Raw genomic sequence first — 13,468 nt, 5'->3', positions numbered from 1 at the left:
GTCGTGAGATTAAATAGATTTCCAAAGAATTTGCAAGGTAAGCATAATCTTGTTCAAAACCAATAGTTACAATTGCCCCTGCTTCTTTTAGTCTTGCATCAATAGGCCCATAAATATTTTTAGATTTATCAATCCAACGACAATATTTCATAACTCTAGCACTTAATCCATTTCCACGATACAGACCACCACCCCGAGAAGTACCGACACCGATATAAGTAATTTCATCATCTTTGACAAAAGCATAACCCCCCTTGTTTATCGTAATTAGGTATTTTTCGAAAATCAGTGTGAATAACTGACCATTCTGGAGGATAACCAATTATCTCTTTAGTCCAATGAAGTTCAAAAAATCGTCTAGTTTCTTTAATCAGATTATCAAGATTTGCGTATGTCATTTCATCTATCTTGTTAGTGTTAATATTTTTTGAATTTCTTGACCTTTACCATCTAACCAACATAGCTTTAGTTCATGCTTAGATGGTGTATCAAAGCCAACTGATGCCATTAAATCCACATTCTGTTTAGACTCTAAATCTAGAGGGAACTTAGCTTCGATCTCACTGTCTAATAAGGGAGAATTATCATGCGCAATAATTTGAACATCTCTAGCTAAGCCACTACCATCATTCCATATTTTTAGACGATAATTTTTACCGATTTGGTAGTATCTTGCTTTAATATCTGCCTGAATTTTGTTATTCCTTTCGTCTTCTTCTTTTTGAATTAACATCGCATTGAGCTTTTTCTCAAGTAAAATCACATCATCCTGCTTTTTAGAATACTTATAATTTTGGAATAACGAAATAGCAGAAATAATTAGAGCACCTATCGCAATATAATCACTAGCATCCATCGTCACTTCTTCACCTTAAAAACCTTACTATTTTTAAAAACACTTAAAATTTCTTTTTTTACATCTGATTTAATTTTATTTAACAATTCATGTTTTGATAGTTCTATCTCTTCAGAATTATCCTCTATTAATTGAAATCTTTCATAACTCGTTTTACACGAATTACAAATATACTGATCATTATCAACTACAAAATCTGTATCAGCACAAATTGGACATTTAAGGGTAATATTTAATGAATATTCTCTTTTCATCTTGATTTTTTCAAATAAATAAGATGCTAACACATTATTTTATATTGTTAATTATAAAAACCGCCCTTACGGACGGTCTTTTATATTCATATCTCATCAAGCCACTGGCGCCAAGGTAAACAACACCTGCCCCGTTTTCACCGTTTGCCCTTTTTCAATCGTTATCGCATCTACACGCATACGCTCAGGCGCAACAATCGGAATCTCGATCTTCATCGCTTCAATCACGGCAAGCGTTGCACCTTCTTCCACAATATCCCCTGACTGACATTCAATTTTCCAAATTGAACCCGGCATATGTGATTCCACCGCACAGCCCCCTTCAGGCACTTCCACGCCTTCACTATCATCCACAGTATCAAGGCTTTCAGACACGTATTCTGCAAGTCCTGCCTCATGCCAACGACGACGTTCTGCATCAAAGTTGGCTTGTTGCACAGACTTAAATGCCGAAATGGACTCTTGGTTTTCAGTTAAGAAGTCGTTGTACTCTTTTAAGTTCAATACACCTTCTTCAATGCGAAGTTTTAAGCGACCCGCTTTAAAATCCTCACGCATCTGCATCAGTTCTTCTTCAGAGACTTCATAGAATTTAATTTGGTCAAAGAAGCGCAGTAACCACGGTTTGCCTTGCTCAAAGTCAGCATTTTTACGATAGCGTGACCACATTTGAGTGGTACGACCGACAAACTGATAGCCCCCCGGACCTTCCATACCATAGACACACATATAAGCACCGCCAATACCCACGGCATTTTCAGGAGTCCATGTGCGTGCAGGGTTATATTTGGTCGTCACCAAACGCTGACGCGGATCAAGTGGTGTTGCGACAGGTGCACCCAAATACACATCGCCCAAGCCCATGACCAAATAATTTGCGTCATACACCACGTCTTTTACGGCTTGTTTGTCTTTTAAGCCATTAATCCGACGGATAAATTCAATGTTGTCCGGACACCAAGGTGCATCAGGTCGCACGGTTTGCATATAGCGTTCGGTCGCGAGTTGCGTTTGTGAATCTTCCCAAGCGAGTGGTAAATACACAGTACGTGATGGCACTTGCATTTCGGTCACATCAGGCAGTTCAGCTTCTGCCACTTGTAATAAACGCAGTAAATCCAATTGATCGAGCTTGATCGAATCAAAGTGAATTTGTAGCGAACGAATACCCGGTGTCAGGTCGATAATGCCCTGAATATTTTGCTTTTGTACCCATTGCATCAAAGCATGAATACGGAAACGTAAGTTCAGATCGAGCACCAACTCGCCATATTCCACTAACATGTAGTTGTTGCCGGCAGGACGATAGACCACATCCGGTGCACCATCTTTACCTTTTAAGGTATCCAGAACCGCATTTTTCAGTGTAGATAGCTCAGGATAGAACGATTCATTAAATGCGACGGCTTGTGTATCAGATGCTTCTAATTGTGCGTGATATTTTTCATTTAAAAGTTTGGCTTGGTGATAGCTTACAGGGACAAATTTCACTTTATCACCCGCTTTAAGCTGACCGAGTTTCCATAGCTCAGAGTTGATCACCACCGCAGGACATACAAAGCCGCCCAAACTTGGGCCATCTGGACCCAAAATAATCGGCATATCACCGGTGAAATCAATCGCACCAATCGCATAGGCATTGTCATGAATATTCGATGGATGCAGACCCGCTTCACCACCATCCTCACGTGCCCATTCAGGTTTTGGACCAATGAGACGAATACCGGTACGGCTCGAGTTAAAGTGAATTTCAAAGATATTGGCAAAGAAAGTATCAATATCATTTTTGGTGAAGAAATCAGGCGCACCATGTGGGCCGTACATCACCGCAATTTCCCATTCATGACTAAATGACGGTACTTGTTCAGGTGCAAGGGCTTTCACTTCATTGCTTGTAAATGCCGTAATTGGAAGCATATCGCCAACCAGTAAGTTACGCCCTGCATGACCACCAAACTGCCCCAAAGTAAAGGTCGCTTGTGAACCTAAATATTCAGGCACATTCAGACCGCCTTTAATCCCGATATAGGTACGGCAACCTGTGGCGATTTTGCCACATTTGAGAATCTGACCTTTACGTACATTGACGGTTTGCCACATCGGAACTTGAACACCATCTAATGTTGATGGCATATCACCACCAGCAAGCACGATTTGGCTATCACAATGAAATTTTAACGTTGGACCTTGTAACGTACATTCAAGCCCTGCGGTGTTATAGGCGTTGCCAAGTAATTGGTTTGCAACATTCAGTGATAATGGGTCAATCGCACCGGATGGTGGCACACCGACATCCCAATAGCCCAAACGCCCTGTGACATCTTGCACGGCAGTTTGAATACCCGCTTGCAACACTTCAACCTTTTGGGTTTTCCACTCAAAGGTATTGAGGAAGCGTGTGGTTTGTGTCCCTGCTTTAAACACATCACAGTCGATAATGTTTTGTAAATATTCAAGATTGGTTTCAATACCGGCCACTGAGGTTTTCGCCAAAGTGTCAAGCATGGCTTGAATGGCAGACACACGATCGTCCGCTGTGACAATGATTTTAGCAATCATCGGGTCATAGAAAGACGATACATTTGAACCTGTTTCCACCCATGTTTCATTCCGGGCATTGTCATCAAATTCAACATGTGTCAGTAAACCGGCACTGGGTTGGAAGTTTTTAATTGGATCTTCAGCGTATAAACGTACTTGAATCGAGTGACCTTTGGATTCCAACTTTTCAGTTGGTGCAGTCCAATCACCGCTTGCAAGTGTCACCATCCATTCCACCAAGTCCACACCAAAGACTTGCTCGGTTACGCCATGTTCCACTTGTAGACGAGTGTTGACTTCCAAGAAATAGAATTCTTGGGTATCGGTATCCATCACAAATTCAACCGTACCGGCAGAACGGTAGTTCACCGATTGCATCAGTTGGATGGCAACATTTTGGATATAGGCACGTTGCTCATCATTGATATGCGGTGCAGGCGTTTCCTCAATTACTTTTTGGTTACGACGTTGTACCGAACAATCACGCTCACCGAGTGCGATCACTTGACCTTGACCATCACCAAAAATTTGCACTTCAATGTGACGGGCATTTTGCACAAATTTCTCTAAGTACAAACCTGCATCTTTAAAGTTGGCTTGGGCTAGATAAGACACCGTTGCATAAGCATCTTTCAGCTCTGTTTCGTTCCAGACTAAACGCATGCCGATCCCACCGCCACCTGCGGTACTTTTCAACATCACAGGATAGCCAATACGATTCGCTTCCGTTAAAGCTTCAGCTTCATCCACCAATAACTGACTACCAGGAAGTAATGGTACATGAGCTTGAATCGCAAGCTCACGCGCCGTGTGTTTCAGACCAAAGGCACGCATCTGCGCAGAATTTGGTCCAATAAAAGCAATACCCTGTGATTCACATAGGTCGCAGAATTCAGCATTTTCAGACAAGAAGCCATAACCCGGATGAATGGCTTGTGCTCCGGTTTGTTTAGCAACCTCTAAGATTTTTTCAACGTTTAAGTAGCTTTGGCTGGCTGGTGCTTCACCGATATACACCGCTTCATCCGCTAAAGTCACATGCAGTGAATCACGATCAGCCTCTGAATAGACCGCAACTGATTGGATACCTAATTTTTTAAGGGTACGAATGACACGACACGCAATTGCACCACGGTTGGCGATTAGAACTTTATTCAATCCATATTTTTTAGTCATGGTTATGCGTCCTCGCCTTCACGGATGATCAATTGAATTTTGGTTGGGTTATAGGCATTACAAGGATTATTCAGTTGTGGGCAGTTGGAGATCAGCACGATTAAATCCATTTCCGCTTTAATTTCCACATATTTACCCGGTGCAGAAATACCATCATCAAACTTTAGATGTCCCTCAGAGGTCACAGGCACATTCATAAAGAAATTAATATTTGGACCGATGTGACGCACGTTTAGGCCGTGTTTTTTCGCAATTGGATGCTGAGACAGCGCAATCATGAAATTGTTACGGCAACTGTGCATTGGGTATTTGTCATGAGCATAACGAACCGTGTTACTTTCACATGAACAAGCACCGCCTAAAGTGTCATGGCGACCGCAGTTATCATCATGAATGGTGGCAATTTTATTGCCAAAGTTGGTGTATAAAGCTGTGCCTTTTTCTAAATAGATTTGTTGATTAATGGCCAAGGTATCTGCTGCGCTATAACGCTCTTCAGGGTTTGACGCCGCGATGAAGAGCGTATCCACCGCTTGGTTGCCTTCTAAATCCACAATACGGAAATATTGCCCTTTTTTGACTTCGCACATCCATGCTTCACCGGCAGGACAAACTTCGCTTAAAACTGATTTTTCTAATTTTACGAGTGCAGTCATGTTGTATCCCCCTAATTAAGCACTGAGTGCGTAGTAACGATTGTTGTTTTGAAATGCACGCTGATTTTGCGGACATGAATCACGACATACATCGCTGTCGCTTAAAGGAAGTGCTTTGTATAAAGACAATTTAACATCGGCAGGTGCATATTCCCCACTGTTGTCTAAAGCATGCGGTGCGGATGATAAGAACACCAAGCAATCCATTTCAAAGCGGAGTTCGATCACTTGATTCGTATTGTCAGATGCCACATAGCTGAGATTGCCATGGTCATCCGGTTGCACTTTAGAAAACAGATTTAACGTACTGCTGAGGTCTGTTGCAGATAAACCAAACTTGGTCATTTCAAGCAGTAAAGAATCTTTACCGTTACGGTACATGTCGTTGCGTGCATCTTGAAACGTTTTTAAACCAAATTGTTGTTCAATTTGCTGTGCATTGCATGGTGCACAAAATGCATCATTCCAACCGTGGTCATCTTTGACAATGGAAATCATCGCGCGACCAAGGTCCGATGCAAGAATATGCCCAGTGCTTAAAAATGCCGTATGTTGCCCTTTTAAGCTGTCTGGCATGTTATACCGTTCGAGCTTGTCTTCGCTATTGACGCAGTACAGTGCCACATTGGCATTTTTACCTAAGGCTTTGAGTTGTAATACTGCGCCACGCTGAATGCGTGCTGACCAGTGGTGTCCACCCGGTAAACGTTCTGTCCACAGGACTTGATCTTCGTGATAGTTTATTGTGCTCATATGCATCCATCCCAATCTTTTACGGTTTACCTCCCGGGCTTTTATCCCTCCGTGTAGCTTGAGCTTACAACTTAAGCCGTGAACTCTCGGTCGCAGACCTACATGAAACTTCATGTATCGGAACCCTAGATCACTTTATGATTGAATAGATAGATGCAAAGGCTGTGCCAAAGTAATACTCTTTTGTGTTTTAGTATTACTGTCGCTTGATATATAACATTTCTCTTAGAGCTGATTGTATTGAACAGAACTTAATTCAAGTAAACCTGTTGAATCAGTCGGAGTAAAGAATACTCGGTAAGCACCGAAATTAACCTGCGTGCAATTTTCTTGTGCAAAGAAAAAAGCTAACACATGATTCTATTTTGTTTGTTATGAGCGGTTATTTTCTGATTGCTTAAGTAGGTTTAGACTCTGGTTGATATCACGCACAGTGATTAACTTAAAAATCATAACTAAGCTTCCAAGTGCTACGAACAAAAGAAATACAAGTAAAATGATTAAAGTCATCCCTGTGTTTAATGTGCTATCTGAGGTATAACGAGCTAAAAACCAAGTAAAATTTGAAAATATAAAAAAAGCTAAAGAACCTGTGACAGTATATAAGGCACCATACGCTAACCCTTTAAAGACTAATTCCCGTTCTGAATAAATACATTGGATTTCTCCATCTTCAACTTTAAAAAACTTCCACGTAGTGCGAAGGGAGTTCACTAAGTAAAAATAGTAATCTGCATATTTGCGTATAAGTATATCGGTTAAGAATGAAGGAATCTCAACACCGCCATTGAGTTGATCACTGGCAATTTTCTTCAAAAAAGGATCTATTTGTTTTATTCGGGCTTACAGAGATAAATTCTCGAATGTAAAAAGATGCAGCCTCATATAAATTTTTATTTTCATTAAAACTTTTCAGACTCACAAAATACGTTTTTCGACCGTAAAAGACAGCGACGATACCTATAAGCGTCGTACAAATAATCGAAAATAAGCTGAGATAGTCTGAAACTGAAAATGAAGGTATGAGTTGTATCATGGATATAATCTTAAATTTATAATGTATTGAGTTTTATAATTAAAAAAACCACTTAGATAAATGACCAAAATAGTGGACAATGGACTGAGATCAAATCGTTTACTTTCTACAAACAGATGATGAGTCCAATGTCTCGATGTCAGACATCACTCTTAGTTAAAAAAGTATAATCAAAAGCAAAAAATTCGTCTTCATACAAATAATGGCGACTATCTACTTTTCATCTTAATTTCGCTCATTATTTATATGAAGATTCATTCGAGGTTCAATCTTTACTCTATTCAGTACGATTAAACTTTCTTACATGTAATAGAGTTTTCTTGATTCTGAAAATTTAGCTAATTTTTTTATAAATGAATCGAAATAATCTTTTTCCTTATCTTCAGTTCGAAAACCTGCATATAAAGTACGCCTTAACCCCTCTGGTGCAACGCAATCTAGGCGACGTGAAGTGACCCACCCTTTGATTTCATATTCGTTTACCACCCAATCTGGTAAAGCTGCGATTCCACGCCCACTTGCAACTAACTGAATCAGCATCTGGGTCAGATCTGTGGTTCGAATATTTTTTGGAAGAATATTTGCAGGAATGAACAACTTCGACATGATATCTAAACGATGTTTGTCTACTGGAAATGTAATCAGCGTTTCTTCAGCTAAATCTTGAACAGTAATGTTTTTTGCACGTACCAAAGGATGTGTTGTAGATAAAACAAGTCGTGATTCATATTCAAATACTGGGAAATATTCAACTCCTTTTAATGCAATTGGGTCTGCAGTAATCAACAAATCAAATTCGCCATTTTGTAGCAATTCATGAGGATTTGCTTCAAACCCTGATGCAAAATCTAAATCAACATCAGGATATTGGTTTCGATACTGATTTAATATCGGCATGAGCCAATCAAAACAACTATGGCATTCTGAAGAAAATGTAATTCTACCAGTTTGCCCATGGATAATACGCGTGATATCGCTTTGAGCAATCTGAACTTGCGGTAAAATTTCATCCGCTAACTGCAACAGTCTTAAACCAACATTAGAAAAAGTAATTGGCCTCGTCTTGCGGTTGACGACTTCAACCCCCATCCACTGATCAAGCTCACGTAACTGATGAGATACGGCTGAAGGTGTAATGCAGAGATCACTCGCTGCAGCGACTAAAGAGCCATGCTCTCTCAAAGCCAATAGCATTTTCAAATGTTTTAGTTCGATCATATGGGAAAAAACTCAAATCATGATCCCTCTAGGGACATATTAAAATCTTCGCTTTAGCCCACATTAAGTGAGCTATCTAGGCTGATAAGACATTTGGGTGAAATTAAATCAATCCTTTTACAAGGAAGATACTTCCTATGATAACCAACAAGACAGCGAAACATTTCTTTAACATTGCTGGCGATAAGGCATGTGCAGTTTTGGCACCAAATTTTGCTGTTATAAAACTCATCACACTAATGCCAACGAAAGCATAAATATGAACATACCCGATGGTATTCGGCACATTGATCTCAGCAGTCATACCAAAAACCATAAACCCTATAGCACCAGCTAGAGCTATTGGTAATCCACAAGCAGCAGATGTACCGACAGACTTTTGCATCACCACCCCATAACGATTCAGATATGGAACGGTCAGACTACCACCACCAATCCCAAAGAGTGCCGATGCAATCCCAATGACACTACCTGCTGCAACTTGCTGACTTGATGAAGGAAGAGCCATTGTTGAATTAACTGCTTTGTTCGCGCCTGTAAACATAGTATACGCCACCCAAATCAAAAATAAGCCGACCATGATTTGAAGATGTAATCCCGGTAACAAACCAGCAATTCCAGCACCTGCAAAACAGCCGATGGCCATGGGTGGAGCTAAATTTTTAAATACAGGCCATAGCACAGCACCATTTTTATGGTGTGCCATTAATGAGCTAATCGAAGTGACAACGATTGTTGCTAAAGATGTTCCTAGTGCCAGATGCATAATGACATCAGGATCATAACCCATTTGGGTAAAGACAATAAAAAGTAGTGGCACAATAATCGTACCACCGCCTACACCAAACAGCCCAGCCGCAAAACCAGCAAATGCACCGATGATTAAAAAGGTTATAAGTTCCACAATAGACTAACTTTTAAAAAGATGAAGGGATTAAGGGGTTGAGTTAAGCGTGTTCCAACTGACCCACTTGATGATAAGCACGGTTAAAGTACACCAAACTTTCTTCTTGATTACTTTGCTTTACTGCAGTCACACGGCATAAAAAAATACTATGTGTACCGACTTGTTGAATATTCTCAATCTCGCAATCAAAACTGACTAAAGCATCTTCTAAAATCGGCGACCCAGTTTTTAAATCAATCCAATCACCTAGTCTGAAGCGATCTTCTGAGCTGAGCTTGCTTGAAGCAAAAGCATTCGAAAGCTGTTCATGCTGAGTACTCAGTACGTTTACAGCCAAGACTTTATTTTCAACAAAATGTGCATGTGAACGAGAGAACTGATTCATACAGACTAATAGTGTTGGCGGAGTATCTGTGACACTACATACCGCAGATGCAGTAAAGCCATGCATCCCTGCTTCGCCTGTGGTTGTAATCACATTTACCGCAGTTGTAAGTAAAGACATTGCATTTCTAAAGTCTGTTGCTTCAATCATCTCTTTCATCTCAAATATACATATGACGTGTCGTCCATTAGACAGAACAAATGATCTTGCGACGATTTGCCCTGATTAATACAAGACTACGTTTGATTAAGCTTCTAGCTCTTTACGGACAATGGCAGCTCCAGCACTTAAAGCCTCAAGCTTGCCACGTGCCACTTGACGAGAGAGCGGCGTCATACCACAGTTCGTTGATGGATAAAGCTTATCCGCGTCCACAAATTGCAAAGCTTTACGCAAGGTATTCGCGACTTCCTCTGCGGTTTCAACTTGATTAGTTGCCACATCAATTGCACCGACCATAACTTTCTTACCACGAATCAATTCAATCAAATCCATTGGCACACGTGAGTTTTGACATTCAAGCGAAATAATATCGAGCTTAGATTGTTGTAGCTTCGGAAATGACTCTTCGTATTGGCGCCATTCATTACCCAAAGTTTGTTTCCAATCGGTATTGGCTTTAATACCGTAACCGTAGCAAATATGAACCGCAGTTTCACATTTTAAACCTTTAAGTGCACGCTCTAGGGTTGGTACCCCCCAATCATTTACTTCATCGAAAAATACGTTAAACGCCGGTTCATCGAATTGGATAATATCCACGCCTGCTGCTTCAAGCTCTAAAGCTTCTTGGTTTAAAATTTTGGCAAATTCCCAAGCCAATTTTTCACGGCTCTTGTAGTGACCATCAAATAAAGTATCAATCATGGTCATTGGACCAGGCAACGCCCATTTAATTGGCTGATTGGTTTGGCTACGCAAGAATTTCGCATCTTCAACAAATACCGCTTGTTTACGAGAAACTTCGCCTACAACAGAAGGTACACTTGCATCATAACGATTACGAATACGCATGGTTTCACGCTTTTCGAAATCCACACCTTCAAGATGCTCAATAAATGTAGTGACGAAGTGCTGACGGGTTTGTTCACCATCACTCACTATATCAATACCAGCAGTGACTTGCTCATGTAATGATAATTTCAATGCATCACGTTTTGCCTCAAGAAGCTCTTCCCCTTCGAGTTTCCATGCAGACCATAGTTTTTCAGGCTCAGCTAACCAAGATGGTTTCGGTAAACTACCCGCAGTTGAAGTTGGGAGTAATAATTTCGGTGGTGTAAGTGCCATGTCTAATCTTCTTTCTCTAAATTCGTGAATCTGTATATCAATTGGATGTTTTAAGCAGCTGTTTCGACTTCGAAATTTTCAGCCCATTCATTTAAAATGTCTTGATAAGGCTTAATGAAATTTTCTTCTGTCCATTTACCTTGTTTGACTGCTAACTCAGCACGTTCTACACGGTCATACACCACACGTGTAAGTGAATAATCGCCATAGGTTAGACTTGGTTGATACACCACACCTGCAGGAGAGTTGGTGTTGTAGATTTCAGGTCGATAGATGCGTTGGAAACTTTCCATGGTCGCAATAGCACTGATCAATTCAAAATCAGTGTAGTCTCGGACTAAATCGCCAGCAAAATAGAATGCGAGTGGTGCGTTACCACCTTCAGGTTTGAAATAACGTACACGTAAGCCCATTTTGGCAAAATATTCATCGGTACGTGAATATTCATCATTTTTGTATTCCACACCCAAAATAGGATGTACGTTGGTGGTACGGTAATAGGTTTTAGAGGTTGAAACACTTAAGCAAATTACCGGTTCTTTGTTGAATTCTGCTTTAAATACTGCTGAATTCACCAGATGTTTATACAATTTGCCATGTAGATTACCAAAACCTTCAGGTTTTTCACCCACGCCACAACCCAACTGAGGCAATACCACACTGAAGTCATAATCACGCACATAAGATGAGAAGCTATTGCCAATCATACCTTCAATACGTTCACCTGTTTGGTGGTCAATCACCACACTTTTCAGTGTTTCAATAAATGGGAAAGTTTGTCCATTGCCTTCGATATCAATTTCTGCAGAAATGATGTCGATCTCAAGTGAATAGCGATCACCTTTAGGATTATCGACAGTCGCCAAGCTATTAAAACGGTTGTTGATCATCGCAAGTGTACGGCGCAGATTTTCCTGACGACTTTCACCACGAGCCAAATTAGCAAAGTTTGTAGTCAAACGTGTACTTTTTGCTGGCGTATAGTTTTCATCAAAACGGATACGTTTAATTGAACACTCAAATGCTGTACTCATGGAGATTGCCACCTAAAAATTTTATAAAAAGCTAAATTTCTGAATGGCTGTATTTAAACGTGAATAATAAAGTGAGTAAAACGATATAAATTCAGCTTAAGATGAGAATTTCTCACGTCATGAACACAACAACGGTAAAATACACCATTAAGTAAAATCACTTATTGTCTATTTAAAAAATAAATAATTTAGATAAATGTATTTAAAGAATTTTCATTAACTATCTGCTAATTAGTAATTGTTCACTAAAACAAAGTTTTAGGGAGGACTATCCATCTTTTTGGATATTGTTTAAACAAAAACAATACTATAGACTCAAGATATTAATTATTAAGGAGAGTTTTGGTGAAGGAATCTGAGTTGATATTAGTCGATACAGAATATTCAATATTTTATTCAAATAAGAAATTTATTCCTATAGACGAAGTGATATCAAGCCTCAGAGCTTTAGAAAACAATATTCATTACACCTCTAAATTTATTGAAAAAGCCTATCCTGACTATAAAGTTATAAATTCTGAAATTTTCATTGAAAATTTAAAGAGCGGTAGTTTAGATGTTAAATTAATAGTACGAAAATCTTTACACTTTATTGAGAAAAGTTCAAAGACTGCTACTAAACTTATTCCATCAAAAGAGACTGTAAAAGATATAATAAAGCAGTCTACTATTGCCTTAATTATAGAAGGAACCAAATTAGCTACTGCCACACCAGCAACACCCTCCATAGTGAATAATATTACCGTAAATAATATCAATACGACTATTCAATCACCTTATTTAAATGAAACACAGTTCCAAGAAGTATTGTCAAAAATTCCTCAAAAAACTTTAGCAGAAAATGCTATCAACATCACAAAACCAGCAAAATTGGAAGATAAAGCTGAGATTAAATTTGATTATAAAAATGATAATGAAGTCACTTTTGACCGTTCGGTTTTAGATCCTATTCCTGCAACCTACACCCCACCTACGCAAGATGAGAAAGAAAAATTCTATCAAGATATTGTTCTATCAATTTATGCATCAGATAAAGATAGACGGGAAACGGGATGGGCTGGATCTATTCATTCTTTGAATCATAAAAGGGTATCTTTGAAATTAAATGATAGTGTGAAACCTGAGCAGCTTCATGGAATGACTGAAGTCATAGCTAGTGTAATTGTTCATGAAAAATTTAATCGACAAAAAAAAGTATACGAAATCGCTTATATAGAAGTTCTAGGATTTAAATCTAAATAGTTTTTTTAGGATTTATTATTTGAATGTTCGTAATTCTATACACCATGAAAAACTTTCATCTCAAGATTAGAAAATATCAGCATATCAAAGCCTTACTATCCAATTAAATCGCTAAAATAT

General features: G+C 39.3%; 11 protein-coding genes, 1 pseudogene and 1 riboswitch. Of the genes and pseudogenes, 1 reads left to right on the top strand and 11 read right to left on the bottom strand.

Going from position 1 to position 13,468, the window contains the following annotated elements; translation table 11 throughout:
* From CL42_RS13625 to CL42_RS13570, 11 genes and pseudogenes are all read right to left on the bottom strand, one after another.
* Nucleotides 1–322, bottom strand: a pseudogene (locus CL42_RS13625) (hypothetical protein); the annotation flags it as partial.
* Between the two features lie 81 nt (nucleotides 323–403).
* Nucleotides 404–856, bottom strand: coding sequence for a hypothetical protein (locus CL42_RS13620; RefSeq protein ID WP_051586627.1), 453 nt, complete (start codon nucleotides 854–856; stop codon nucleotides 404–406).
* 350 nt (nucleotides 857–1,206) lie between these two features.
* Nucleotides 1,207–4,827: an urea carboxylase gene (gene uca, locus CL42_RS13610; RefSeq protein WP_035269666.1), complete on the bottom strand. Its 3,621-nt coding sequence runs from the start codon at nucleotides 4,825–4,827 to the stop codon at nucleotides 1,207–1,209.
* Between the two features lie 2 nt (nucleotides 4,828–4,829).
* Nucleotides 4,830–5,483 carry an urea amidolyase associated protein UAAP2 gene (locus CL42_RS13605; protein WP_035269665.1) on the bottom strand — a complete coding sequence of 218 codons (654 nt, stop codon included), beginning with the start codon at nucleotides 5,481–5,483 and terminating at the stop codon, nucleotides 4,830–4,832.
* Between the two features lie 15 nt (nucleotides 5,484–5,498).
* A complete protein-coding gene (locus CL42_RS13600; RefSeq protein WP_035269667.1) occupies nucleotides 5,499–6,236 on the bottom strand; it encodes an urea amidolyase associated protein UAAP1 in 738 nt (245 codons plus the stop codon).
* Between the two features lie 28 nt (nucleotides 6,237–6,264).
* A riboswitch (guanidine-I (ykkC/yxkD leader) is annotated at nucleotides 6,265–6,376 on the bottom strand.
* 232 nt (nucleotides 6,377–6,608) lie between these two features.
* Nucleotides 6,609–7,052 carry a hypothetical protein gene (locus tag CL42_RS13595; protein ID WP_035269663.1) on the bottom strand — a complete coding sequence of 148 codons (444 nt, stop codon included), beginning with the start codon at nucleotides 7,050–7,052 and terminating at the stop codon, nucleotides 6,609–6,611.
* A 520-nt stretch (nucleotides 7,053–7,572) separates the two neighbouring features.
* A complete protein-coding gene (locus tag CL42_RS13590; protein WP_035269661.1) occupies nucleotides 7,573–8,490 on the bottom strand; it encodes a LysR family transcriptional regulator in 918 nt (305 codons plus the stop codon).
* Nucleotides 8,491–8,593: 103 nt separating this feature from the next.
* Nucleotides 8,594–9,394, bottom strand: a complete 801-nt coding sequence (locus tag CL42_RS13585; RefSeq protein ID WP_035269659.1) for a sulfite exporter TauE/SafE family protein — start codon at nucleotides 9,392–9,394, stop codon at nucleotides 8,594–8,596.
* Between the two features lie 43 nt (nucleotides 9,395–9,437).
* A complete protein-coding gene (locus tag CL42_RS13580; protein ID WP_035269657.1) occupies nucleotides 9,438–9,932 on the bottom strand; it encodes a flavin reductase in 495 nt (164 codons plus the stop codon).
* Between the two features lie 96 nt (nucleotides 9,933–10,028).
* Complete coding sequence (locus CL42_RS13575) at nucleotides 10,029–11,072, bottom strand: methionine synthase (protein WP_035269655.1); 1,044 nt, start codon at nucleotides 11,070–11,072, stop codon at nucleotides 10,029–10,031.
* A 50-nt stretch (nucleotides 11,073–11,122) separates the two neighbouring features.
* Entirely contained in the window at nucleotides 11,123–12,106 is a 984-nt protein-coding gene (locus CL42_RS13570) for a putative oxygenase MesX (protein ID WP_035269653.1), read from the bottom strand.
* Nucleotides 12,107–12,451: 345 nt separating this feature from the next.
* Here CL42_RS13570 and CL42_RS17570 point away from each other — a divergent pair, with 345 nt between their 5' ends.
* Nucleotides 12,452–13,348, top strand: coding sequence for a hypothetical protein (locus tag CL42_RS17570; protein WP_035269652.1), 897 nt, complete (start codon nucleotides 12,452–12,454; stop codon nucleotides 13,346–13,348).
* Nucleotides 13,349–13,468: the final 120 nt, after the last annotated feature.

The organism is Acinetobacter sp. Ver3 (assembly GCF_000632455.1).
Classification (GTDB): domain Bacteria; phylum Pseudomonadota; class Gammaproteobacteria; order Pseudomonadales; family Moraxellaceae; genus Acinetobacter.
This window is presented reverse-complemented; position numbering and strand designations above follow the sequence as displayed.

Bases quoted from the DNA above. Each gene is read 5' to 3' on its own strand.
- CL42_RS13580 (WP_035269657.1), bottom strand. From the start codon at position 9,932: ATGATTGAAGCAACAGACTTTAGAAATGCAATGTCTTTACTTACAACT.
- CL42_RS13590 (WP_035269661.1), bottom strand. From the start codon at position 8,490: ATGATCGAACTAAAACATTTGAAAATGCTATTGGCTTTGAGAGAGCAT.
- CL42_RS13600 (WP_035269667.1), bottom strand. From the start codon at position 6,236: ATGAGCACAATAAACTATCACGAAGATCAAGTCCTGTGGACAGAACGT.
- CL42_RS13620 (WP_051586627.1), bottom strand. From the start codon at position 856: ATGGATGCTAGTGATTATATTGCGATAGGTGCTCTAATTATTTCTGCT.
- CL42_RS13570 (WP_035269653.1), bottom strand. From the start codon at position 12,106: ATGAGTACAGCATTTGAGTGTTCAATTAAACGTATCCGTTTTGATGAA.
- uca (WP_035269666.1), bottom strand. From the start codon at position 4,827: ATGACTAAAAAATATGGATTGAATAAAGTTCTAATCGCCAACCGTGGT.
- CL42_RS13605 (WP_035269665.1), bottom strand. From the start codon at position 5,483: ATGACTGCACTCGTAAAATTAGAAAAATCAGTTTTAAGCGAAGTTTGT.
- CL42_RS13575 (WP_035269655.1), bottom strand. From the start codon at position 11,072: ATGGCACTTACACCACCGAAATTATTACTCCCAACTTCAACTGCGGGT.